The organism is Dongshaea marina, assembly GCF_003072645.1.
Lineage (GTDB): Bacteria > Pseudomonadota > Gammaproteobacteria > Enterobacterales > Aeromonadaceae > Dongshaea > Dongshaea marina.
Window position 1 is genome coordinate 4,103,418 of sequence record NZ_CP028897.1, and the last position, 23,239, is coordinate 4,126,656.

Genomic DNA, 23,239 nt, shown 5'->3' on the forward strand with positions numbered 1-23,239 from the left:
CGGCATTTCGGGGGCTCGCTCTGTAGATGTCACAAACGGTGAGCCAAAAACTCTCCCCTAAGACAACTACCACTGACCGTATTTTTTCAGGATGGTCTGCATCTGCACCAGATCGGCCAGCACCTCATTCAATGCCTTTTGAAAATTGGCAACTCGCTGTGGGTCGGTATCACGATTAAAGGCAAAGCACAAAGGGTTACTGGTCACGACCCACTTCACCTCAAAGTCATCGGCTTTTTTCCCCAACTCCTGCAAACTGGTTAACAGGGGTACCCTGCCTCCGACCAGCAGATCCGTTTTATCCTGGATCAAGGCTTCGGCCATCTTGCGATTACTGTCGACACTTTCCAGATCGACATCATTGAAGCCGGACAACAACATTTTTTGCTCTCCGACATCGGACTTGGCAACCATCAGACGGTAATTTTTGGCATCATCAAGCTGCTTGAGCTCAATGCCATCCTTGCGATACCCAAGGATCACCACCTCCATAAAACCTATGGGACAGGCCCATTTAAACAGAGTCTCCCGGGACTTGATGCGGGTCGTAGAGAACAATACCGTATGCTTTTTCTGCAACGCCAGGTAATAGCCTCTATCCCAGGGAAGAAAGCGTATCGCCTGTTTGGGTTGCCCCAGACGTTGCCAAACCAGATGCAATATATCAACCGCAATTCCCTTGAGCTCACCCTGCTCAACATAGTTATAGGGGGGATACTGTTCTGTGATGTATTCGAGCTTATGTTGGGTCGCCGCCTGGAGCGAAAAACTCCCAAGGCAACTACATAGCATGATCCAAAACAGTCCTCTCATTTCGCTCTCCTTAAACGCCCTCAGGGGGCGAGTAATCCATATTTTTGCAAGATTTTCATATAGACCCTGGAGTTGGCGTGAACCTGGTTCAGTGCAAACTGAAAGGCCTCCACAGCCTCATCACTCACACTGCGGTTAAATGCAAAACACATCTGCTCTGAACTCAGGGTCCACTTGACCTCAAACCGGTTCGCATCCAACCCGAGATCGTGCAGGGTTGAGATGATGAAGGGCTCACTCCCCGAAACCAGATCGGTGCGGTTGCGCGAGAGCAGTTTGAGGGCATTTCCAAGCTTATTGACGGCGTGGATCTGCAGATCACCAAAACCATTTTGTAGCAGAACCTGCTCTCCCACATCGGAACGCAAGGCGGCCACCCGATACTTCATGGCATCCTTGAGGCTGTGAAGCTTGATACCATCGGATTTGAGTCCAACCAAAACCAGGCGTTGAAAGAAAATGGGACAGGCCCACTTAAACAGCTTCTCCCGGGACTCAATTCGGTTGGTGGCAAACAGCATGGTTTCAGGTTTTTGCAAAAGCAGGTAGTAACCCCGGGCCCAGGGCATAAACTCAATCGGTTGGGGCTCTATACCGAGCTTATCCCAGACCTTCTGTAAAATATCCACTGAAATTCCGGCAGGGTTACCTTTTTCATCTTTGAAATTAAAGGGGTGTGCCTGCTCGGAGAAGTAACTCAGCCGGACCAACTCCTCAGAAGGGGTAAGAGCTGCGCCCTGAATACCAAAAGTAATCGCAAGTAATCCCGCCAATAGCAGCAGCTGCAGTCGTTGCCTCACAACAGGACTCCTTTCCCGTTTGCTTTTAATTAAGTGTATATGAAATCACAAAGCTCAAACGGCAAAACAGGAACTCAGACTAACTTCAGAGACCTGGTTGTGTCTTCAACTGTGAAGTAGTCCATATTTTTGCAGTAGTTTATGAATAAACTGGCGATCACCCTGAACATCGTTGAGGGCTTTTTGAAAGATCCGAATTGTTTCATCATCCATGTTGCGGTTAAAGGCATAGCACAATGGATTAGACTCCAGGGTCCACTTCACTTCATAGTCCTCTGGATTACTCCCTAACTCCTTGATTCGGCTAAAAATTGCAACCTCCCCCCCGACAACAGATCCATGCGATCCCGCTCGAGCATCTTGAATGCGTTATCGAGCTGGTTAGCCAAGTGAATCTTGGTGTCATCCACTCCTCTTTCCAGAAGCATCTGCTCACCAACATCGGCCCTGACGGCAACCAAGCGGTATTTACTCAGATCATCCAGGCTCTCAAGGGATATATCGGCGGATTTTTTGGCGACCAGGACAACCCGCAGATAAGCGATAGGACAGGCCCATTTAAACAGGCTCTCTCTTGAGTCGATGCGAGTAGTTGAAAAAAGGACGGTATTGGGCTTTTGCAGTGTCAGGTAGTAGCCCCTTGCCCAGGGAAGTACCCGAATATCCTGCTGTTTAACTCCGAGTTTACCCCAGACTTTTCTGAGAATATCAACCGCGAGTCCCCGGGTGTCGCCCTTCTCATCCACATAGTTAAAGGGCGCATACTGCTCTGTGATATAGCCTAATTTATCCAGGTTATTGGCCTGAGATGGGCTTGATGATAAGAGTGCGATGACGCATATGAGTAAAAGATACTTCACGGTTGAGCCTCCCTGTCCATCTGCCTTAAGTGTATATGAAAAGTCCAATTTCGAAGGTTTCTCAGAACAGGGGAAGTTGATAACCTAGAAAGAGAGTATGAAGGAGAGCTTATGGCTAAACCGATACCTGTAGAGATCCGTACCAAAAGAACCCTGATCCGGGTGCTCGCCCCTGAGCAAGCCATTTTGCGCCAACGCTACTTCATTGAGAACCAAAGGCACCTTTCTCCATGGGAGCCAAGAAAGCCGCCACAGGCGATGAACCTTGGATTCTGGACTCAATTTCTCCTCAACACCAATCAGCAGTATGCCGAGGGCAGCCTCCTGCCACTCACGGCCCTGACCCCGGATGAAAGCCAGGTCATTGCGACCTGTAATTTCAGTAATATAGTGTATGGGGTCTTTCAGGCTTGTCATCTTGGATACTCAGTGGCAGCCAGCCATCAGGGCAAGGGGATCATGTATGAGGTCGCAACGGCTGCCATCGAATACCTGTTTGAGCGTTACCAACTGCACCGGATCATGGCCAACTACATCCCAACCAACCAGCGAAGCGCAGTGCTCCTCAAGCGCCTTGGCTTTGTCAAAGAAGGGTACGCAAAGTCTTACCTGAAGATTAATGGTCGCTGGCAGGATCATGTATTGACCTCGCTTATCAACCCTGCCCATAAGAGCTGAGAACCACACTCGCAGCTCTTATGGGCCATGCTACAAATCGCTTATTGGGATTTATGGTGTGCCGGTCATGGCAGCCCTAAACATCAGCAACTGGTGTCCTCCCTTCTAATGGTACAGGCCAAGTTTTGCTATCTGGTGAGCTACCGGGGGGATACGAATATCACTGGCTCCCGGAATCCTTAGTTTTTATTCCAGCGACTTATGAAAATATTATTAACGTCAAATTATGCCACTGCATTTAATAAAAGATAAAAAAAACATATACAGAGGTGAAATTATGGGTTACATTTGCGCCGGTAATTATTAAGGTAAGCGCAATGGAGGGATTTAGCCATGCGTCATTTTTTTAACTCCATAAAAAATTCCCGGCTTCACTGCCGCAGGGATGGCCTTGCCTTGTGTTACAGCTTCTCTAAGATCAATCACTATAATCGCCCCAATATTCATCCCGAAAGTCTGTTGATGCTGCTCTATCGCAGTGAGCAACTTTCGGCTCCTCCAAGGCGCAACGCTCTCATCTAAGCTCTGAAAAACCAGTCTACTCAAATGGTTAACTGAAATTCGGTTCCCAGTAGCGGCTGGTTTGTAACACCAGGAGCAGTCGATTGCTTGTCTGGCTGCACACAACCTCTGAGCATTTGAGAGCACTCCCCACACCATAGCCCAGGACCTCCTCGCTGAAATATCAAAGCCTGAGGCAACTGGCTCCTATGGTGATTTCTATATTAATCCATTACATGAGCTTCGCTCTCCATGTAATTAGATTCTTATTGCCCAGTAAAAAGGGAATAGAAAAATGCGCCTGTTTATTATCAAAGTTATTAAATTTCTTCAACCGGATCGGCTGGATGTAATTATTAACGATATTCTCGCCCCTGTTGAAAATACAGGGGATAACTCAGCTCCAAATAAACCTGAAGAACCTGGAACACTACGATTAGTACAGCTGAAACCTGTAGCAAAAGTTAAGTCTGATAGCACTTTTAAGGCGAGTGAATATCACCCACCGGTTCGCCAGGTCCTTCCCTTTAGTAAAAAAGAGCCGGGAAAAAGACAAGCCTGGGCTAACTGAGCCTGAGTCATGGATTCGATCATATAAGGAAAAAAGCATGCCTTATACCATAGCTACACCACTACAACCCCCTGGTTATTGATCGCTCTGCGGTATTGGTTCCCCTGGCCTGATCCCGGGATAAACACCTCACCGCTCGAAGATTAACTTATAAAACAATTGCTTATTAATTACTCTATTTTTGAGGGTATCCCTATGCATGGAATAAAATCTGTTTCCAAGCTGGATCAATTTTCTGCTCAGCTATCTCGAATTCTAAAAATGCGATTTAACTATCAGGATCTGCCTGTTCTCATCATTGCAGGGAGCTGCCTGTGGCTCTACCTTGTTGGCTGGCACGATATGCACACACAGTTTCTGCCTGATAGCCAGCTTGCTCCAATCACCCTGGATCCGGCAACACTCCCCTATTACACCCTGCGCACCAGCATGCGATTAATCATCGGAATGCTATTCTCTTTTGTATTTGCAATAGTCGCAGGTTATGCCTGTGCTAAAAACAAACACATTGCCCGCATCATCCTACCCCTTATCAACTTTATGGAATCAGCCCCCCTGATCGGCTTTTTGACCTTTACCACGGCTTTCTTTGTATTCCTTTTCCCCAATAACCTGATGGGTCTGGAAGCTGCGGCAATCTTTGGCGTCTTTACCGGCCAGGCCTGGAACATGGCCTTAGTGTTCTACCAGACCCTGAGAATTATTCCCCGGGAGCTAGAGGATGCAGCCCGGACATTTCATCTTAATGCCTGGCAGAAGCTGTGGCGTATCGAGCTTCCTTACTCAGTACCAGGCTTACTGTGGAACACCATGGTTTCTCAATCGGCAGCCTGGTTTGCTCTGGTTGCAACCGAGGCGATCCCGCTGGGAGGCCGGACAGTGATGCTCCCCGGCGTTGGCTCCTATATTCAGCTGGCCCTGGATAAGGCAAGCCTACCTGCTCTGCTATTCGCAGTGCTCGCTATTGTTTTGAACATTATTCTCTTTGACCAGCTTCTGTTCCGGCCTCTGGTCAAGTGGTCCGAGAAGTTTAAATACGAGAGCATTCGCTCTCAAAGATCGCATAGTTCCTGGTTTTATAACCTGATCACCCGGGGTGTCTTCACCCATGCCATCGGCTCTGTGTGTCAAAAGGCTCGCTATCTGTTTGTGAATACACCGACTCTCATTGCACGTCGTATGTCTCTCAAAGCGATCGCTGTGCCGCAAACGCTTCGTCAAAGTACAACCCTGCTCTGGTATGGGGTGATCATCACAGCCTGTATCTACTATGGGCATCTGCTCTGGGATTTTTACCCAAGTGGTAGCATGGGCTACCTGATCCCCCTGATGTTTAAAACAAGCTTGCGGGTCGCTGTGGCGATGCTGCTCAGTATCGTTATCTTTACGCCCCTTGGGATCTGGATTGGCCTGAATCCTCGCCTGACCCGGATTTGCCAACCCGTGATTCAGATCATGGCCGCCCTTCCGCCCAATATCTTTTTTCCGGCCATCATCCTGGCACTGCTTATCACACACCAGCCACTCAACCTTTGGACAATCCCACTCATCATGCTGGGCACTCAGTGGTATGTGTTATTTAACGTGATCGCCGGAGCCTCCTCGATACCACAGGATCTGCTCGAAATGGCGCGCAGCTTTCGCATTTGTGGTTGGAACTGGTGGTTCAAATTCATGATCCCAGTGGTCTTTCCCTATGTGGTCACCGGCATCATCAGCGCAGCTGGCGGCGCCTGGAATTCAGCTATTGCCGGCGAGTTCCTGCAGTGGGGAAGTAAAACCATTGCCGCAGATGGCCTGGGAGCATTGATCGCTCAAACAAGCGCAGATAACCAGCTTCCCCAGGCTGCACTCGCCGTCAGTACCCTGTGCTTTCTGGTTGCTCTGTGCGTCATCTTTATCTGGAAGCCTCTGTATCGCCTGGCTGAAACCCGCTACAAAGTTTAGGAAGTATCATCATGCAAAAAAATATCAATACGCAAGACCGTCAGCCGCTGCTGCACTGTAATAACCTGAGCCAGACTCTGATGAGCGAAGATAAGCAGTTTCATCACATTCTCGATGGCATCAACTTTCAGCTCTATGATCGTGAGATTGTGGCGATTTTAGGTAAATCAGGCTCAGGAAAATCCACCTTCCTGAGGACGCTGGCGGGCTTGTTGCCCCCTTCAAGCGGTCATGTCTATTACCAGGATCAACTCATTCTTGAACCGCGCCAGGAGATCTCCATGGTGTTTCAGAGCTTTGCTCTGCTTCCCTGGCTAACCGTCCTGGAAAATGTCCGTTTCGGGCTTGACGCCCTGGGGCTACCTAAGAGTGAAAGTAATGCCAAGGCGATCGAAGCGGTCCGTCTGGTTGGACTCGAAGGATATGAGAATGCCTATACCAAGGAGTTATCGGGAGGAATGCGTCAGCGGGTTGGGTTCGCCCGGGCCTTTGTGGTTGAACCAACCATTCTTTTGATGGATGAACCCTTCTCCTCCCTGGATATCGCCACCGGGGGAAAGCTCAGGGAAGATATGCTCCGCTTATGGCAGCAGCAGGGGATCCATACCCGCTCTATGGTGATTGTCACCCATAGCGTTGAAGAAGCGGTGGAGATAGCCGATCGGGTGATTGTGTTTGATCACAACCCAGGAAGAGTTCTCTTTGAAACCAGGATCGTCGAGGAGCACCCAAGACAGAGCCACTCCCCCTACCTTCAAAACAAGATAGATCTCATCTCGGCTCAGCTAATAAAGCCGCTGAGCGAGCATGACAGCCCAACTGAAATTGCCCTTATGCAGGATTGAGTGCATCACCAGGGGTTCCACATCCACGAGGCCCTGGTTCACCTCAGTACCCGTTAGATCAAGCAAGGAGCAAAGCAACTATGTACTCTTCTAACAACAATGAACAACGCCGATTTTTGGCGGTCTACCTACACCTGCAAAAGGGCTATAGCCAATCTCAAACTGCCCGGGCCATAGGTGTCTCACAGGGAAGTATCAGCCTATGGTGCAAGCAGGTCAGATCCGAAGGACTCGGGCGACTGAAAAACCGACCGCATACCGGCAGAAAGCCTCAACTCGACTCAAATGAGATAAAGGAGCTATTTCGTCTCCTCAAACAACAAAGTCCTGCAGCTTACGATTTGCAGGCAAAACGCTGGTCGAGCCGTAGTCTCTCAAAGGCGATTTGGCTGCTCAAAGGAGTTAAGTACAGTCACTCCAGGGTCAATCAACTGATGAAACACCATGGTTTTAATCCAAAAAAAGATGGAGACCCGAGGTCTCCATCTTAGGCTCTTTTGCCTTATTCGGCTTTGAGGCAAACCTGGCAGCTTCATCGTGCATGGTCAAGCCTCAATCTGTGTTCAGGAGGCAGGCATCTTCTGGGAGGGCAGCGGCTCGGGACGCTGAACCTGAGAGTTCAGCTCCTCAAGCTTGCCCTCCATCAGGCGACGGCAATGAATGTTCAGCTTTCGGGCCGATTCACGCTGCGGAGCATCTTTAAGAATCGGTGGCATGATCTCAATTAAGATCTCACCGTTGTTCCAACGATTGAGATCGATCTGCCCGACATAATCGGAGCACACCACAGGTACCACAGGCACCTCAGCCTGCACCGCGGTATGAAACGGACCATTTTTAAAAGGCAGCAAGCCACGGCCACGGCTACGGGTTCCCTCAGGGAACATCCAGACCGACATCCCTTTCTTTTCGCGAATGCTCTCAACCACCTGGCGAATGGTATCCGCCGCCTTGCGCTGTTTCTCACGGTTGATCAGAATATTTCCGGATAACCAGTAGAGCTGGCCAAAGAAGGGAAGCCAGGCCAGGCTGCGCTTTCCCACAGAAACCACGCCCGGCTGCACCGCACCAGTCAGGACAAAGATATCAAAGTTACTCTGGTGGTTAGCAATATAGACCGCAGAGCCCAGCTCCTTGATCTCATCAGCAACCTTGAGTCGAACCTTAACCCCTAAAAAACGGGTCGCCCAGAAAAAGAAGCGCGCCATAGTATGGACATTCTTATGATTTCTCGGGCGGAACAGGCAGTAGATACAACCAAAGACCGCAGAAATCACAATAAATAGTGCCAACAGCACAATACGGATAAGCTTGAGCATAGCAACAACAATCTCGAACAAAGTCAGTGGCGGAGTATACTGATCGCCACTGTACAACACAATGAATAATCGTTTAAAAAAACGACCACTATTTAGCAGGTGCTTCCAGCTCACAGCCGGTGACCCGCTGTAGCCCTCTCGGTAGCTTGGCTCCACGTCGCCCGCGCTCTCCCCGGTAAAACTTCAGATCGGAAGGCTTCAGGGTCAATTTACGCTTTCCTGCATAGAGAACCACGCTGTGCTCCGGCGGAACCACCAGCAACCACTGCAGAAACTCTTCACGGGCCTTGACCCGGGCCGAAGGGATATTGAGGATCTTATTCCCCTTGCCCTTGGCAAGAATCGGCAGATCTTTAAGCGGGAACAGCAGCATCCGCCCCTCGTTAGAGATCGCCATACAGAGATCCTGCTCAACTGAGCCCACCGGCTGAGGTGCTAACAGCTCTCCCCCCTGAGGAACATTCAAAAACGCCTTACCGCTTTTATTCTTACCCAGCATGTCCTGTACCGTGGCGATAAAGCCGTAACCTGCATCACTGGCGATAAGGTAATGGGATTTTTCATCGCTCATCAGCAGATGATGGATCTGCTCTCCCGGGCTCAGGGTAAAGCGCCCGGTCAGGGGCTCTCCCTGGCTGCGGGCCGAAGGCAGGGTATGAGCCTCAAGGCAATAGCTCCGCCCGGTGCTGGAGATAAAGACCACCGACTGGTTGCTCTTGCCCGAAGCACTGGCACAGAATTTATCGCCGGCCTTATAGCTGAGACTGCTGCCATCAACCTCAACTCCCTTGGCACTGCGGACCCAACCTTTCTCCGAAAGCACCACGGTCACGGCTTCACTGGGCAACAGCTGTTTTTCGGTGAACGCCTGAGCCTCTTCACGCTCAATCAGTGGAGAGCGACGCTCATCCCCATATTTCTCGGCATCCGCCTTGAGCTCCTTCTTGAGCAGGGTATTGAGGCGACGATCCGAGCCAAGAATAAGCTCCAGCTTATCCCGCTCCTCGGCCAGCTCGCTCTGCTCACCACGGATTTTCTGCTCTTCGAGCCGGGCCAGGTGACGCAGTTTCAGATCGAGAATCGCCTCGGCCTGCTTATCACTGAGCTGAAAGCGGCTCATCAGGACCAGTTTAGGCTCATCCTCATTGCGGATGATCTCGATCACCTCATCGATATTCAAAAAGGCGATGAGTAAGCCATCCAGGATATGCAGCCTGGCTTTGACCTTATTCAGACGGTAGCTCAGGCGTTTTCGGACCGTCTCCCGTCGATAGCTGAGCCATTCGCTCAGAATCGTCTTGAGGCCCTTGACCTGAGGCCGGCGATCCAGCCCCAGCATGTTGAAGTTCACCCGGTAGTTCTTCTCCAGATCGGTGCAGGCAAACAGGTGCTTCATCAAAGGCTCAATATCCACCCGGTTAGAGCGCGGCACGATCACCAGCCGGGTCGGGTTTTCATGATCGGACTCATCGCGAAGATCGCTCACCATGGGGAGCTTTTTCGCCTGCATCTGGGCGGCGATCTGCTCCAGGATCTTGCCACCGGAAACCTGATGGGGAAGCGCGCTGATCACCACTTCTCCATTTTCCCGGGAGTAGACCGCACGCATCTTGATGCTGCCGCGGCCTGTCTCGTAGAGTTTATGCAGCTCGGTGGCCGGTGTGATGATCTCAGCCTCGGTTGGATAATCCGGCCCCTTCACATGGCTAAGCAGATCGCTCAGTTCAGCCTTGGGGTTCTCCAAAAGCTCAATACAGGCGCTAACCACCTCACGTACGTTGTGAGGCGGGATGTCGGTTGCCATGCCCACCGCGATCCCGGTCACCCCATTGAGCAAGATATGCGGCAGCCGTGCCGGCAATAGCTGGGGCTCACTGAGAGTACCATCAAAGTTCGGTTGCCACTCGACGGTACCCTGCCCGAGCTCAGAGAGTAGTACCTCTGAAAAGCGAGATAAGCGAGCTTCGGTATAACGCATGGCGGCAAAAGATTTAGGATCATCGGGTGCCCCCCAGTTTCCCTGGCCATCCACCAGGGGATAACGATAGGAGAAGGGCTGCGCCATCAGCACCATGGCTTCATAACAGGCACTATCTCCGTGGGGGTGATATTTACCCAATACATCACCCACGGTACGGGCCGATTTTTTGTGCTTGCTGGCCGCCGAGAGCCCAAGCTCACTCATCGCATAGATGATGCGTCGCTGCACGGGTTTGAGGCCATCCCCGATATGGGGCAGCGCACGATCCATGATCACGTACATGGAGTAATTGAGGTAGGCTTCTTCGGCAAAACTTCTCAACGGAAGTTGCTCGGTTCCCTCTAAATTCAGATCGCTGATATCACTCATGACTAAATACTTTGGTACTCCAGAGAGTCGAAATTTAGGCTGCCTGCGGTTTTAGTTGTACAGGCTCAAAGAGCTGGCGATATGCCGATGGCCCTTTGCTGATAACAGGGAATATTAGCATACTCCGCCCCGCCTCCCGAGCCTTTTAACGCCAGCCAGACCGCAGATCAAAAATGCCAGCCCCGAAGGCTGGCATCTTATCCAAACTTAACGCTGGATTACTTACTCATCTTCTTATATTTGATCCGATGTGGCTGCAGCGCTTCGGCGCCAAAGGTCTTGCGCTTCCAGTCCTCATATTCGGTAAAGTTCCCCTCAAAGAAGTTCACCTGACCCTCATCGTTATAATCGAGGATATGGGTCGCAATCCGGTCGAGGAACCAGCGATCGTGTGAGATCACCATGGCGCAGCCGGGGAAGTCCAGCAGGGCGTTCTCAAGGGCTCGCAGGGTTTCAACATCCAGATCATTGGTCGGCTCATCGAGCAGCAGCATGTTACCGCCCGCCTGCAGCAGCTTGGCCAGGTGAACCCGGTTACGCTCACCACCTGAGAGTTCACCAATGCGTTTTTGCTGGGAGGAGCCCTTGAAGTTAAAGCGGCCTACGTAGGCACGGCTCGGGATCTCCAGGTTGCCGATGCGCAGAATATCCTGGCCATCCGAGACCTCCTGCCATACGGTTTTGCTATCATCCATGTGATCGCGGAACTGCTCCACAGAAGCCAGCTGAACCGTATCTCCAAGATCGATAGAGCCAGAGTCCGGAGTCTCCTGACCCGATAACATACGGAACAGGGTCGATTTACCGGCGCCGTTGGGGCCGATGATCCCGACGATCGCGCCCTTAGGAATCGAGAAAGAGAGATCATCAATTAACTGGCGATCGTTATAGCCCTTACACAGGTTTTTGACCTCCAGAACCTTATCCCCCAGGCGAGGCCCAGGTGGAATGAACAGTTCATTGGTCTCGTTCCGCTGCTGGTAATTTTGAGTATTGAGCTCCTCAAAGCGGGCCATCCGAGCCTTACTCTTGGCCTGGCGACCTTTAGGGTTGGAGCGCACCCACTCCAGCTCTTTCTCAATCGACTTCTTACGAGCCGCTTCTGAGGAAGCCTCCTGTGCCAGACGCTGATCTTTTTGCTCCAGCCAGGAGGAGTAGTTGCCCTCCCAGGGGATCCCCATGCCACGGTCAAGCTCCAAAATCCAACCGGCCACATTATCCAGGAAGTAACGGTCGTGGGTGATCGCAACCACGGTTCCCTCATACTGATGAAGGAATTGCTCCAGCCAGGCTACAGATTCTGCATCCAGATGGTTGGTCGGCTCGTCGAGCAGCAGCATTTCCGGCTTTTCAAGCAGCAGACGGCACAGGGCAACCCGGCGACGCTCACCACCGGAGAGCACATCCACCTTGGCATCCCACTCGGGAAGACGCAGCGCATCGGCGGCCCGGTCCAGCTGATACTCCAAATTGTGGCCATCTTTGGCCTGGATCAGCGCCTCCAGCTCTCCCTGCTCTTTGGCCAGGGCATCAAAGTCAGCATCGGCCTCGGCGTATGCAGCATACACCGCATCCAGGCGGGCCAGCGCCTCTTTGACATCAGCAACCGCCTCTTCAACACACTCACGGACCGTGGCACCCTCTGTGAGCTGAGGCTCCTGAGGCAGGTAGCCAATTCTAAGCCCCGGCATCGGGCGCGCTTCACCCTCGATCTCTTTATCAACACCCGCCATAATCCGCAGCAGGGTCGACTTACCCGCACCATTGAGACCCAGCACACCAATTTTGGCGCCGGGGAAGAAGCTAAGAGAGATATCCTTCAGGATATGCTGCTTGGGGGGAACAATCTTGCCCACCCGATTCATGGTATAGACAAACTGAGCCATGAAAGACGACTCCTCTGAATCTGAAAACTGCCCGAAACGGGCCGGAAAATAATGCAGCCGATGATACCTGCTTCATCGGTGAACGTCAGCTTTTTTAAAGAGAGTGGGTCTCCAAGCCATAGCAGAGCTCAGGATTAATCAAGGTACTCCCGCACCGAGCGGCGATAGCCATTATGTAGCGATTGATAGTTTGCCTTTAATGTAAAAAGACTATAGTCAGTTCCGATATCATAGATGTCGACTTTTTCGTAGCGCTTAAGTGCCTTGGCTGCTTTCACAGCAAAAATAACACCTATACACTCAATTGCTAACTTTATTAACCAAACAGCAATAGCAACATCAAAAATATGCTTTACATTATAGAGCCCATGGAATGCTGTAAACGCAAAAAACAAACTATCAATAACAGATGATATAAGTGTAGCTATAAAAAAACGTAATGCCGTCAAACGACCGTTAGTTAGCACTTTTAGCTTTGAGATGATATAGCTGTTAATCGGTTCTGAAACCAAATAACTAAAGAATGAGGCTATAATTATTCTCTCATTCAGTCCCAGTATTTTATCAATCTGTTGGTTAGTCGAAGCTGCATAATCAGGGGATGGCATACTTACAACCAAATAGGTATAGCCAATAAATAGAATGTTACAGAATAAAGCAGCCCAAATAGCCCGTCGGGCATGGCGATACCCATAAACTTCAGTGATAATATCAGAGATTAGAAATGTTAGAGGAAATACAATAGTACCCGGACTAAAAACGACCCCATGAACAGATATCAAGCGGGCATCAAACCAATTGGACATCACCATAAACATGGAGTAAAGCAAAACAAGAAACCATAATAAACGGAAGTTACAAACACAAACATGTTTTTTTTCTGTATCACTCATTAAAATATAGCTCCCTGTATATACACTACATTCCCAAGGTGCTCTCCATTATCCGCATAATTAAAATGTTTCATCAACTTATTCTTTTGATAAAATCCTTTAAGAAAAACATGCTGTTTAATCGATTCCTTTTGAAAATAAGCTTGAATTTCTCCCCCTGGACTACATTTGTCTGTATTGACAATAAAGACAGTACCGGGCTTAAAGATCCCAAGCTGCATCGTTTGAAAACGGATTGCCAGTAGATATTGTGAGTCTAAGTTCGTAGGATTCACCAGCCAATCACTAGCCTTATCTAGGCTATCACTTTCGAAGAGGGGTATTTTCCTGGCAACAGATGAGGCTGCTCCAGCCACAAGTTCATCCAGACTAAGAGTAAACCCTAGCTTTTCCAGGCGTGACTTTATTTTTTTAAGACTCTGCAGACTGGGGTTCTCCCGCTCCTCAGCCGGTAACTCCTTATCAATTAGTTGCAACACTGATGGCTCATCTTCGAGAGCTTGGTTTAAATTAGCCGCAAAGCCGATAGTCGACCTGTCTGAATCCTTTTTTTCGTCGAAAAAAAATTGCCCCCACTGCATGAGATGCGAGGCGATCGCTCTGATGATGGACATAATGTCAGTATTGCGCAACACTTCCTGTGGAAAACCCGAGATTCTACGCGATCTTTTCAACCAGAGTAAAGAGTGACCAGTGCAGAACTGCTAATATTCTGTAATAAATTGATAACTTAAAAGCATTTTTTCATTTATAGGAGATAACTAACTTTCAACTGAGTCTTCCGGGTCCGAGCAGCTGGGGACGGAAGAGCCACTCTCCTCACAGGCAAAGACCTCCAGTGACTCCATAATAGAGCAGTGCTCGGCACTCTCAGGACCTCCGCAGCAAGCCGATGAAAGAGCAACCAGTGAGCGCTGAAACTGTTCGAGGACCTTAATCTTCTCCTGGATCTCGCGAATCTTACCATCTGCAATATCTTTGACATCCATGCAGGTCTTATGAGATTTATCCACACGGATCGATAAAAGCTCATGGATATCGGCAAGAGAGAATCCCACCTGCTTACAGCGCAGGATAAATTGAAGCCTCGCATGATCTTCCCGGGTATAGAGTCGATAGCCTGACTCACTGCGGGCACTTGGGGTCAGCAGGGCATTTTTTCATAAAAACGCAGGGTATCAGCCTTGATACCACACAGCTTCGCCAGCTCACCGATACGATACATCTACTCACCTCCCGCAAAACCTGCAACAAAGCTCATGTTAGGCTCTCCTCCAGTGTTGAGCAAGCTCCTTCCAAGGAGAGCTCATGGCTTCAATGGGCTCAGGCTCACAGTAATCAAACCTGACAATAGTTATCATCCCGACTCCCCCCGATATAATTAAGCTAACTCCCTTTTCGAGAATTTCTATCTTTTTTCAGGAGAGACGATGATCAAAATCATCCCCTTGATGACCCTGGTTCTGGCTATCTCGATCTCAGTCATGGCTGCGCCTAAACATGAGAGCAGTTTTGAGCTAATGCAGGCTATTCCACAACACACGGAGCAGATATTTTACCAGCCCGGAATCCACTCCACCGCTAAGGTGTGGCTTAACATGATCAACCAGGCACAACATACCCTGGATATTGGGACCTTCTACATAGCCAACAAACCTGGAGAGGCTCTTGAGCCCATCATAGCGGCCATCAAAAGTGCCGCTCATCGTGGGGTTAAGGTTCGGATCCTGACCGACAGTATGCACATTGGAGGTAGCAGTGATCCTCAGAAACTATTTGCCAGTGAACCCAACATTCAGGTGCGAAAAATTGATTTTGCAAAAGTTTCCGGCGGGGTGATGCACGCCAAATATATGGTGGTGGATCAAAGAAATGTTTCCCTTAACAGCGCAAACTGGAGCTGGATCTCATTGACTCAAATCCATAACCTTGGGGTCAGGGTGCTTAGCCCCGAACTCGCAAAAACCATTCTCGGGATCTTCAATCTGGATTGGCGACTTGCCAAACATAATAACTCTGCTCAGGATCACGCCCTGCTCAATCAACATCAGAGCAGTAAAGTCACAGAACTCAGACCGATAAAAATCAAAACCGCTAATGAGACCCTGCTGATCCATCCCGCCTTCAGTCCGGTTGGCTTATTATCACAGGGTGTTGATAGTGAAATATCTCAGATGCTCGGCGCCATCAATCAGGCTCAGCACTCACTCAAGATGCAGGTGATGACCTTTAGCGGCTTTAAGAAGTATGGCTATGTAGGGTACTGGAGTGAATTGCAGGATGCGATTGCCAATGCAGCAATGCGGGGCGTCAAGGTTCAAATCATCGTCTCAGACTGGAATAACAAGCATCCGGATATCAATTTTATGAAGATGCTCTCCCTGATCCCGGGAGTCCGGGTCAAAATCAGCACTATCCCTGCTCTTGAGGATCGCTACATCCCATACTCACGGGTCGAACATGAAAAATATTTCGTGGTCGATAATGATCTCAGCTACCTGACCACCAGCAACTGGGAGTGGGGGTATTTTTACAACAGCCGCAACATTGCACTGCTGATCAACGGCAAACAGCCCGCCAGGGCACTCAATCGCCTCTTCGATGCAGACTGGAATGGCCCCTATACCCAGCCAATCAAGCTCAACCATGACTACAGGGTGCCAAAGCACAACTAGACAGCTAAAAAAGTGGCACCTGGGTGCCACTTTAAACAAGCAGTAAGCGGTTAGCTTACAACCGCTTCCAGGCCACTCTTCTTGAGAGTTTCAGCCTTGATATCATCTTTACTTTCCAGATAGTGCTTGAGCCCCTTGTGGCGAAGCAGGCAGGCAGGGCACTCGCCACAACCATCTCCAATCACACCGTTATAGCAGGTCAGGGTGCGTTCACGCACAAACTGCAGCTTGCCATAGTGGTCGGCCAGGGCCCAGGTTTCAGCCTTGTCCAACCACATCAGAGGTGTTTTGATTTCAAGCTCATAGTCCATCCCCAGCAGCAACGCCTTGGCCATCGCCTGGACAAAGCTATCCCGGCAATCCGGATAACCAGAGAAGTCGGTTTCACACACACCGGTGATCACCGTCTTGGCGCCCAGCTGATAAGCGAAGATCCCAGCCAGGGTCAAAAACAGGATATTACGGCCGGGAACAAAAGTATCAGGTAAGCCATTTTCCTGAAGCTCATGGCTCACCTCGATATCAGCACGGGTCAAGGAGGAGATCGCCAGCTCATTGAGCATGGTGACATCCATCACCTTGTGGCTCTTCACCCCAAGCTCTGCGGCGATCTCTTTGGCAACCTCGATCTCAAGCTTGTGGCGCTGATCATAGTCAAAGGTGATCGCGTGCACCTCATCAAACTGTTCAAGGGCCTGCGCCAGACAGGTTGTACTGTCCTGTCCTCCACTAAAAACAACAACACATTTATTCATCAGAACTTTCCCTGGTAAGTAAGAAAGAAAAACCAACGGACTATACCACAGTCACAACCAGTGCTCATCTAAGCCTCAGCTGAAGCAGATAGAACGAGATGCTGCGCACACAAATGCAGATCTGATAACCATGAAAATTGCATGGATTTCCCTTTCACGGCCCATTCACCTATGATCGCGGCTTTGGTCCAGGTTCAACTCGCTGTTCGAAAGATGTTACTCCCAAAACTCAAACTCTCTGTGGGGAAAGTCATTTTGCTGTTACTGCTATTGGTCACAGCCCTTGCCTGGCAACACTACAGCGAACAGTGGCTCACTCTGAGCAACCTGAAAAACCACCAGCTTCAGCTAAATGCTCTCCTTGAAGCTCACTATTATCACTGCTGCCTTATTTTTATTGGGATTTGTTTCATGCTAACTGCCCTCTCTCTACCTGGCAGCGCCGTCATGATGAGCCTGGTCGCCGGCGCCCTGTTTGGCTTTTGTTGTGGAACCCTGATGGTACTGTTCGCAAGCTCATTGGGAGCCCTGTTCGCCTTTTGGATCTCACGCTTTGTGTTGCGAGACTGGCTTAGGAAAGGTTTTAGTCACCACTATCAAAAGGTCGATCAGGGCCTGCAGAAGGAGGGGGCAAGCTACCTGCTGACCCTTAGGCTGCTTCCCATTATTCCCTTTGTGGTGCTCAATCTGGTGATGGGATTAACCAGCATCCCGGCCCGCCGCTATTACGTTTGGAGCCTGCCGGGGATCCTGCCCGGAGTCATGGTCTATGTGAATGCGGGGACCCAACTAGCCAACCTGCAAAAACCTTCGGATATTCTGACGCCCCAGGTTTTAACAGCCCTGCTGCTGCTCGGCATCCTGCCGCTGCTATGCCGCAAGGGAGTACAAAAGGTTAAGGGCCTTGCCCTTCACGGCAAAGCATAGAGATGCCAATACCCAGCCCCTCTGCTCAGGGTCGCTTATCCCCCAGCCAATCCCCTGAGGGCCTCTTGCTGACCAGAGTTTAGAACCAGTCATTTTTCTCAAAGAGTCCCCGCTCCCCCTGGTGATCGCGGGCAGCCGTGGTTTGCCGCTTACACAGACAGGGCTCCAGCAGCAGTTGAGATTCCTTTAACTCCTCTCCCCTGAGTTTTTTCACCAACAGCTGACCTGCCTTTACTCCCAGCTGCGCCAGCGGCAAAGCCATGCTGGTCAGTCCCGGGTGTAGAGTTTGCGCCAGATCCTGATCGCCAAAACCAGCCAAAGCGAGATCTCCCGGGATCTGAATACAACGGCGCTGACACTCAAACAAAATCGCCGCCGCCAGCTCGTTATGACTGCAGATCAGCGCATCCATATCCGGCCAGCGCAACAAAAACTCCGACAGGGTCGCCGCCGCCGCGCTATAGGTCATCTTCTGGGAGAGATGGATGATGGTATCAGGTGAGTAATCCTGCTCAAGCAGGGCCCGCTGCCAGCCGATCACCTGCTGCTGAGTCAGCCAGGATTGCTGATGCAGCGCAAAAAAACCAACCCGTCGATACCCCTGCTCCAGCAGATAACGGGTCAACTGATAACTCGCCTGCTGAAAGGAGATCCCCACATTGAGCCCCATGGGGGCAGGCTGCTCGGCCAATAGCTCCAGTACCGGGAGCTGCGCCTGCTCAAGCATCGCCTGAGTGTTTCCGGAATGCCTCCCCGCCATCAGGATCACGGCGTCGGGAGACAGGGGCAGAAGCTGAGCAAGTTGCTGCTCTTCATCTTCCCAGGAGCTTCCTGAGATATCCAGCTGCAACTTGATCCCCTGCTGCTCCAGAGTCTGCTGTAGCAGATCGAACAACTCAGCATAAGCCCGGTAATCCTGAGAAGATATCGCGGCGGCAACCCGCATCGCCTGGCCCGGATGGGACTGGCTAACCGAAGGCACCCCATACCCCATCTGTAATGCCACACGCTGGATCTCACAACGCAACGGCTCCGAGACCTGCTCCGGTGTTCGCAAGGCGCGTGAAACCGTCATGGTTCCTACGCCAACCTGCTCGGCAATATCCGCCAGAGTCACCTTTTTCTTTTTTCGAGAACCCGATTTAAAACCCACAACACTCAATCCTGCCCAAACCAAGGGGATACTTGTTTATCAAAAAGTGTGACACAGGCACCATAATTATCAAAAAATCCAACATGAATGATAAAACTATCATTCATGAATCAAATTTGGCGATCTTTATCACGTTAACTTCCCTGTCTTTCAGAATATCCTGATATAAATACAGGAGGCCCCTATGTTACATCCATTACTGCCAAAATCATTGATCCGGATTGAATCCTCGGCCAAAAACTGGCAACAGGCCGTTGAGCTGGCCACAGAAAAGATGACTCAGCAGGGCTATATCGAGCCCGGCTATACCCAGGCGATTATCAAATCCCATCAGGAGCTTGGCCCCTACTATGTATTAGCTCCGGGAATCGCCATGCCCCACGCCCGACCCGAGGATGGGGTCAATAAGCTTGGGCTGGCCCTGACCGTCATTCAACAGGGCGTTCACTTTGATGCCGAGGAAAATGACCCGGTGCACCTTTTAGTCACCCTGGCAGCAACCGACAGCGACTCCCATGTCGAAGCCATTTCCCAGCTGGCGGAGTTATTTATGAATCAACAGGATGTGGATGCCATCTGTGCCTCCCAAAGCATCGAACAGATCGAAGAGATTATCGCTCGCTATTAGCGATAGCCTCCCCACAAATACACCCTGAACAACCAAAGAGAGACGATGATGAAAATTACTGTTGTATGTGGAAACGGATTAGGCAGCAGCCTGATGATGGAGATGAGCATCAAGAAGGTGATCACTGAACTGGGTATCGAGGCCGAAGTTGATCACCTGGATCTTGCCTCGGTTGGCGGAAGCGTCGCCGATATCTATGTCGGCACCCGAGACATCACCTCACAGCTTCAGGGAGTGAATGGTGAAATCGTCACCCTGGATAACATAGTTGATAAAAACGCGATGAAAGAGCGTCTGGCAGCCGCGGTCAATACCCTGGCCTAAATCGAGTTGTAAACTTCCCGGGGGTGAAAGATGAGCAGTTTTTTCCATTTTATAATCTATGATGTGCTGGCCGTTCCTGCGGTACTGGTTGGGCTTATCGCCCTCATCGGCCTGTTGATGCAGCGAAAACCAGCCACCGACTGTATTAAGGGTACGGTCAAAACCACCATGGGTTTTTTGATCATTGGTGCAGGTGCCACTATCGTCATCGGAGCGCTGGGAGATTTCTCCAATATCTTCCAGCACGCCTTTGGCATTCACGGGGTGGTACCGACCAATGAGGCGATCGTGGCGATCGCTCAAAAATCCTTTGGCAAAGAGATGGCACTCATCATGTTCTTTGGCATGGTGGTTAACATACTGATCGCGCGCTTCACCCCCTCAAATATATCTTTCTGACCGGTCATCATACCCTGTATATGGCGGTGATGATCGCAGCGATTCTGGCTGCGGCAGGGATGCATGGTGTTGCCCTCATCGCCCTGGGCTCAGTGGTTCTGGGCGCCATCATGGTGTTGATGCCAGCCCTGGCCCAGCCCTATATGCGCCAGATCACAGGCTCGGATGATATCGCCCTCGGGCACTTCTCAACCTTCTCTTACGTTTTGTCTGGATTTATCGCCAGCAAACTGGGCAACAAGACTCACTCTACCGAAGATGTGAATGTTCCCAAGGCCCTGATGTTTCTGCGTGACACCCCGGTTGCCATCTCCTTTACCATGGCGATTATCTTTCTCATCTCCAGCGCCTTTGCCGGCCCTGGCTTTGTAGAAAATATCAGCCAGGGTAAGTCCTGGTTTATCTTCTCCATCATTCAATCCATCACCTTTGCCGCCGGGGTCTACATCATACTGCAGGGGGTCCGGATGTTGATCGCTGAGATTGTTCCGGCCTTCAAGGGGATCTCAGACAAGCTGGTGCCCAATGCCAAACCTGCGTTGGATTGCCCCATCGTCTTTCCCTACGCGCCAAATGCGGTGCTGATCGGCTTTATCAGCAGCTTTGTCGCAGGCCTGGTGGGAATGATGATCTGCTACCTGCTAAACATTACCGTTATCATTCCCGGCGTCGTTCCCCACTTCTTCATCGGAGCCACCGCCGGAGTATTTGGTAATGCGATGGGCGGCCGACGCGGCGCCATCATCGGCTCCTTTGCAGAAGGCTTGCTCATCACCTTCCTACCGGTTTTCTTGCTGCCTGTTCTGGGCAACCTGGGTTACGCCAACACCACCTTTAGTGACTCAGATTTTGGTGTCGTCGGCATTCTGCTGGGACATATTGTTCAGCTGGTGCAGTAACAGTCTTCTCCCGGGAGCCTTTCACGGCTCCCGGTTATTTCCCTGCCCCTCCTTTAGTTCTCCCTTCTGCGGCCGATAGTCAAATTAACAGCCTGTCATAAGGTAAGTGGTGCGTGGGACTCATAATCAATACCAATCTGGCTGCACTCTTTAGCCAACGCCAGCTGACCCGTAGTAGTAACGGGCAGACTCAGGCGATGGAGCGCCTGTCCTCCGGGATGCGGATCAACAGTGCCCGAGATGACGCGGCCGGACTTGCGATCGCAACCGGAATGAGCTCACAAATTCGAGGATTAAACCAGGCGATCCGTAACAGCAATGATGCTATCTCTGTCCTGCAGACCGCCGATGGAGCCCTGAACTCCATCACCACCGATCTCCAAAGGATCCGCGAACTATCGATCCAGGCCGCCAACGAAACCAACTCTCTACAAAACAAACAAGCGCTTCAGGCCGAGGTGGATCAGCTTTTAAGTAACATTGAAGCCACCGCCTTCGACAGTCAGTTTAACGGTATCAGCCTGTTCCGTCGCGATACCCTGATGCCGGAGGTTGATGAGAATAAACAGGCGGTGGTGGATGGCCTGTTTAGCGCCTGGTTTGCCCAGTCTGAAGCAATGATCACAGAGCTCTATGGGCTGACCGCCGATGGCTCCAAGCTCAATATCAACCTCTCAGATACACCAGATCCCGATCTCCTGGCATCGGTCAGTGGCACAGTGGGCGCCGATGGTAAGACTGAAAACATGTTCCTCAACATCGACATGAGTGATTTTCCGATCGGCCTTAGACCGGATGGCGGAGAGCCGCCCTTTTATAGCGACAGGATCATCGCCCACGAGATGGTACATGCGGTGATGGGACGCACCATGAATTTTAACGCCCTGCCAACCTGGTTTAAGGAGGGTACAGCAGAGTTTATTCATGGGGCCGATGAGCGAGTCTGGGGGATCTGGTGGCCGCCGATGGGGATAGCAGCAATCACTTTAGCACTGCCGATTTTGGCACCCTGGCCAATGATCTCAGCGCTGCCAACGCTAGCTGGGATGGCAGCAGCTCTCATTACTCGGTGAGTTATATCGCGGTGCGGATGATGCATGAGGAGATCAAACAGGCTGGCGGTCAGGGGATTAAGGATGTAATGACCTACCTTAATACCAATCAAACCAATGATCTCGATGATGTATTTGCCAATCTTCAGGATAGCGATGGCAATGCGTTGCTGGTCAATGAAAACACCTATGCTGCCTTCGTCACCCGCTTTACCGGCGGTGCCGGCGCCACCTTCATGCAGAATAACCTGAATCTTTCCAACGAAGACACCGGCGCCATTGGCGGCCTGGATGTCGAAGGCAGTGACGGGGTCGAGAAAACCGCCCGCTCGGTGGTCAATGATACCGCCAATGTGACCATCACCCCACTCTCTGGCTTTAGTGTCGAGGTCCCCACCAATGGCAATGTGGTCGACCCTCGCCTTGCCGGGCGCTATAACCTGCAACTTGGGGCCAATGCAGATGAGTCGATCAAGGTCGATGTGCTGAGAGTGGACCGTTCGGCCCTTGGGTTAAACAGCGTGGATCTCACTACAGACACCGATGATGTGATCACCAAGGTGGATGCAGCCCTGGACTATATCTCAGCCCGCCGCGCCGATTTTGGTGCCTCCATCAACCGGATCCAGGCCAGCATCTCGGTTAATTCCATCAGCTCCCAGGCGATGAGTCAGTCCCGCAGCCGGATTGAAGATGCTGATTTTTCCAAAGAGACCTCGGCCCTGATCAGAGAGCAGATCCTGCGCAGTGCCGCCACCGCCATCCTCAGCCAGGCCAATGCCAGCGGGCAGGTAGCCCTGACCCTATTGGGCTAGTTGTTATTTTATCCTGCGGATAGCCGTTTGCCACTTCGTGGCAAGTGTCGGTCTCGCCCGACCGGCGAGTCACTTTTCTATCAAGAAAAGTAACCAAAAGTTCGCTCCGCGCTGCGAGTCCCTCCGCAGAGCTGCGCAGCTCGACATCC

At 51.0% G+C, this 23,239-nt stretch carries 25 protein-coding genes and 1 pseudogene; 13 read left to right on the plus strand and 13 right to left on the minus strand.

Annotated elements, in window-relative coordinates; genetic code table 11:
- Window positions 1-66: 66 nt before the first annotated feature.
- From DB847_RS19205 to DB847_RS19215, 4 genes are all read right to left on the minus strand, one after another.
- Window positions 67-813, minus strand: coding sequence for a substrate-binding periplasmic protein (locus DB847_RS19205; RefSeq protein WP_108652148.1), 747 nt, complete (start codon window positions 811-813; stop codon window positions 67-69).
- 20 nt (window positions 814-833) lie between these two features.
- A complete protein-coding gene (locus DB847_RS19210; RefSeq protein WP_159084752.1) occupies window positions 834-1,613 on the minus strand; it encodes a substrate-binding periplasmic protein in 780 nt (259 codons plus the stop codon).
- 105 nt (window positions 1,614-1,718) lie between these two features.
- Window positions 1,719-1,877 carry a hypothetical protein gene (locus tag DB847_RS24540; protein WP_159084753.1) on the minus strand — a complete coding sequence of 53 codons (159 nt, stop codon included), beginning with the start codon at window positions 1,875-1,877 and terminating at the stop codon, window positions 1,719-1,721.
- 23 nt (window positions 1,878-1,900) lie between these two features.
- The gene (locus DB847_RS19215) at window positions 1,901-2,473 is read right to left on the minus strand and encodes a substrate-binding periplasmic protein (protein WP_159084754.1); all 573 of its coding nucleotides are present in this window, start codon (window positions 2,471-2,473) and stop codon (window positions 1,901-1,903) included.
- A gap of 111 nt (window positions 2,474-2,584) precedes the next feature.
- Between DB847_RS19215 and DB847_RS19220 the strand changes: the two genes are divergently transcribed.
- The 6 genes from DB847_RS19220 to DB847_RS19245 all read left to right on the plus strand — a co-directional run bounded on the left by DB847_RS19220 (window position 2,585) and on the right by DB847_RS19245 (window position 7,506).
- The gene (locus tag DB847_RS19220) at window positions 2,585-3,151 is read left to right on the plus strand and encodes a GNAT family N-acetyltransferase (RefSeq protein ID WP_108652151.1); all 567 of its coding nucleotides are present in this window, start codon (window positions 2,585-2,587) and stop codon (window positions 3,149-3,151) included.
- Between the two features lie 333 nt (window positions 3,152-3,484).
- Window positions 3,485-3,673, plus strand: a complete 189-nt coding sequence (locus DB847_RS24545) for a hypothetical protein (protein WP_159084755.1) — start codon at window positions 3,485-3,487, stop codon at window positions 3,671-3,673.
- A gap of 274 nt (window positions 3,674-3,947) precedes the next feature.
- Window positions 3,948-4,223: a hypothetical protein gene (locus tag DB847_RS19230; protein ID WP_108652153.1), complete on the plus strand. Its 276-nt coding sequence runs from the start codon at window positions 3,948-3,950 to the stop codon at window positions 4,221-4,223.
- A gap of 195 nt (window positions 4,224-4,418) precedes the next feature.
- Entirely contained in the window at window positions 4,419-6,170 is a 1,752-nt protein-coding gene (locus DB847_RS19235) for an ABC transporter permease (RefSeq protein WP_199911633.1), read from the plus strand.
- A gap of 11 nt (window positions 6,171-6,181) precedes the next feature.
- Window positions 6,182-7,015: an ABC transporter ATP-binding protein gene (locus tag DB847_RS19240; protein ID WP_108652154.1), complete on the plus strand. Its 834-nt coding sequence runs from the start codon at window positions 6,182-6,184 to the stop codon at window positions 7,013-7,015.
- An 80-nt stretch (window positions 7,016-7,095) separates the two neighbouring features.
- Complete coding sequence (locus tag DB847_RS19245; protein ID WP_108652155.1) at window positions 7,096-7,506, plus strand: helix-turn-helix domain-containing protein; 411 nt, start codon at window positions 7,096-7,098, stop codon at window positions 7,504-7,506.
- Window positions 7,507-7,578: 72 nt separating this feature from the next.
- Here DB847_RS19245 and DB847_RS19250 read toward each other — a convergent pair whose 3' ends face one another.
- The 7 genes from DB847_RS19250 to DB847_RS26165 form a co-directional block, all read right to left on the minus strand.
- The gene (locus tag DB847_RS19250) at window positions 7,579-8,334 is read right to left on the minus strand and encodes a 1-acylglycerol-3-phosphate O-acyltransferase (RefSeq protein WP_108653027.1); all 756 of its coding nucleotides are present in this window, start codon (window positions 8,332-8,334) and stop codon (window positions 7,579-7,581) included.
- A gap of 88 nt (window positions 8,335-8,422) precedes the next feature.
- The gene (gene parC, locus DB847_RS19255) at window positions 8,423-10,684 is read right to left on the minus strand and encodes a DNA topoisomerase IV subunit A (RefSeq protein ID WP_108652156.1); all 2,262 of its coding nucleotides are present in this window, start codon (window positions 10,682-10,684) and stop codon (window positions 8,423-8,425) included.
- A gap of 218 nt (window positions 10,685-10,902) precedes the next feature.
- Window positions 10,903-12,570 (minus strand): energy-dependent translational throttle protein EttA, encoded by a 1,668-nt coding sequence (gene ettA / locus DB847_RS19260; RefSeq protein WP_108652157.1) that lies wholly within the window; start codon window positions 12,568-12,570, stop codon window positions 10,903-10,905.
- 134 nt (window positions 12,571-12,704) lie between these two features.
- Window positions 12,705-13,463, minus strand: coding sequence for a queuosine precursor transporter (locus DB847_RS19265; protein WP_108652158.1), 759 nt, complete (start codon window positions 13,461-13,463; stop codon window positions 12,705-12,707).
- Window positions 13,463-14,095 (minus strand): hypothetical protein, encoded by a 633-nt coding sequence (locus tag DB847_RS19270; RefSeq protein WP_234418439.1) that lies wholly within the window; start codon window positions 14,093-14,095, stop codon window positions 13,463-13,465. The genes DB847_RS19265 and DB847_RS19270 overlap by 1 nt, the downstream gene beginning before the upstream one ends.
- Window positions 14,096-14,224: 129 nt before the next feature.
- On the minus strand, window positions 14,225-14,614 hold the full coding sequence (gene zntR / locus DB847_RS19275) for a Zn(2+)-responsive transcriptional regulator (RefSeq protein ID WP_325049178.1): 390 nt from the start codon (window positions 14,612-14,614) through the stop codon (window positions 14,225-14,227).
- Entirely contained in the window at window positions 14,608-14,688 is an 81-nt protein-coding gene (locus DB847_RS26165) for a MerR family DNA-binding transcriptional regulator (protein ID WP_267897771.1), read from the minus strand. Before DB847_RS26165 ends, zntR begins: the two co-directional genes overlap by 7 nt.
- A 205-nt stretch (window positions 14,689-14,893) precedes the next feature.
- On the opposite strand from DB847_RS26165, the gene DB847_RS19280 reads away from it, so the two are divergent.
- On the plus strand, window positions 14,894-16,138 hold the full coding sequence (locus tag DB847_RS19280; RefSeq protein WP_199911634.1) for a phospholipase D-like domain-containing protein: 1,245 nt from the start codon (window positions 14,894-14,896) through the stop codon (window positions 16,136-16,138).
- Between the two features lie 50 nt (window positions 16,139-16,188).
- On the opposite strand, the gene queC is transcribed toward DB847_RS19280, so the two are convergent.
- On the minus strand, window positions 16,189-16,893 hold the full coding sequence (gene queC / locus DB847_RS19285) for a 7-cyano-7-deazaguanine synthase QueC (RefSeq protein ID WP_108652160.1): 705 nt from the start codon (window positions 16,891-16,893) through the stop codon (window positions 16,189-16,191).
- A 141-nt stretch (window positions 16,894-17,034) separates the two neighbouring features.
- On the opposite strand from queC, the gene DB847_RS19290 reads away from it, so the two are divergent.
- Entirely contained in the window at window positions 17,035-17,820 is a 786-nt protein-coding gene (locus tag DB847_RS19290; protein WP_108652161.1) for a TVP38/TMEM64 family protein, read from the plus strand.
- Between the two features lie 79 nt (window positions 17,821-17,899).
- Here the strand turns inward: DB847_RS19290 and DB847_RS19295 are convergent, their stop codons facing one another.
- Window positions 17,900-18,973, minus strand: a complete 1,074-nt coding sequence (locus tag DB847_RS19295) for a LacI family DNA-binding transcriptional regulator (RefSeq protein ID WP_108652162.1) — start codon at window positions 18,971-18,973, stop codon at window positions 17,900-17,902.
- Between the two features lie 184 nt (window positions 18,974-19,157).
- Here DB847_RS19295 and DB847_RS19300 point away from each other — a divergent pair, with 184 nt between their 5' ends.
- From DB847_RS19300 to DB847_RS19320, 5 genes and pseudogenes are all read left to right on the plus strand, one after another.
- Complete coding sequence (locus tag DB847_RS19300) at window positions 19,158-19,601, plus strand: PTS sugar transporter subunit IIA (protein ID WP_108652163.1); 444 nt, start codon at window positions 19,158-19,160, stop codon at window positions 19,599-19,601.
- A gap of 45 nt (window positions 19,602-19,646) precedes the next feature.
- Window positions 19,647-19,925 carry a PTS sugar transporter subunit IIB gene (locus DB847_RS19305; protein WP_234418440.1) on the plus strand — a complete coding sequence of 93 codons (279 nt, stop codon included), beginning with the start codon at window positions 19,647-19,649 and terminating at the stop codon, window positions 19,923-19,925.
- Between the two features lie 30 nt (window positions 19,926-19,955).
- Window positions 19,956-21,223: pseudogene (locus tag DB847_RS19310) on the plus strand (PTS ascorbate transporter subunit IIC).
- Between the two features lie 113 nt (window positions 21,224-21,336).
- Window positions 21,337-22,296 carry a flagellin N-terminal helical domain-containing protein gene (locus tag DB847_RS19315; protein WP_108652164.1) on the plus strand — a complete coding sequence of 320 codons (960 nt, stop codon included), beginning with the start codon at window positions 21,337-21,339 and terminating at the stop codon, window positions 22,294-22,296.
- A complete protein-coding gene (locus tag DB847_RS19320) occupies window positions 22,179-23,090 on the plus strand; it encodes a flagellin (RefSeq protein ID WP_159084757.1) in 912 nt (303 codons plus the stop codon). The genes DB847_RS19315 and DB847_RS19320 overlap by 118 nt, the downstream gene beginning before the upstream one ends.
- Window positions 23,091-23,239 lie beyond the last annotated feature (149 nt).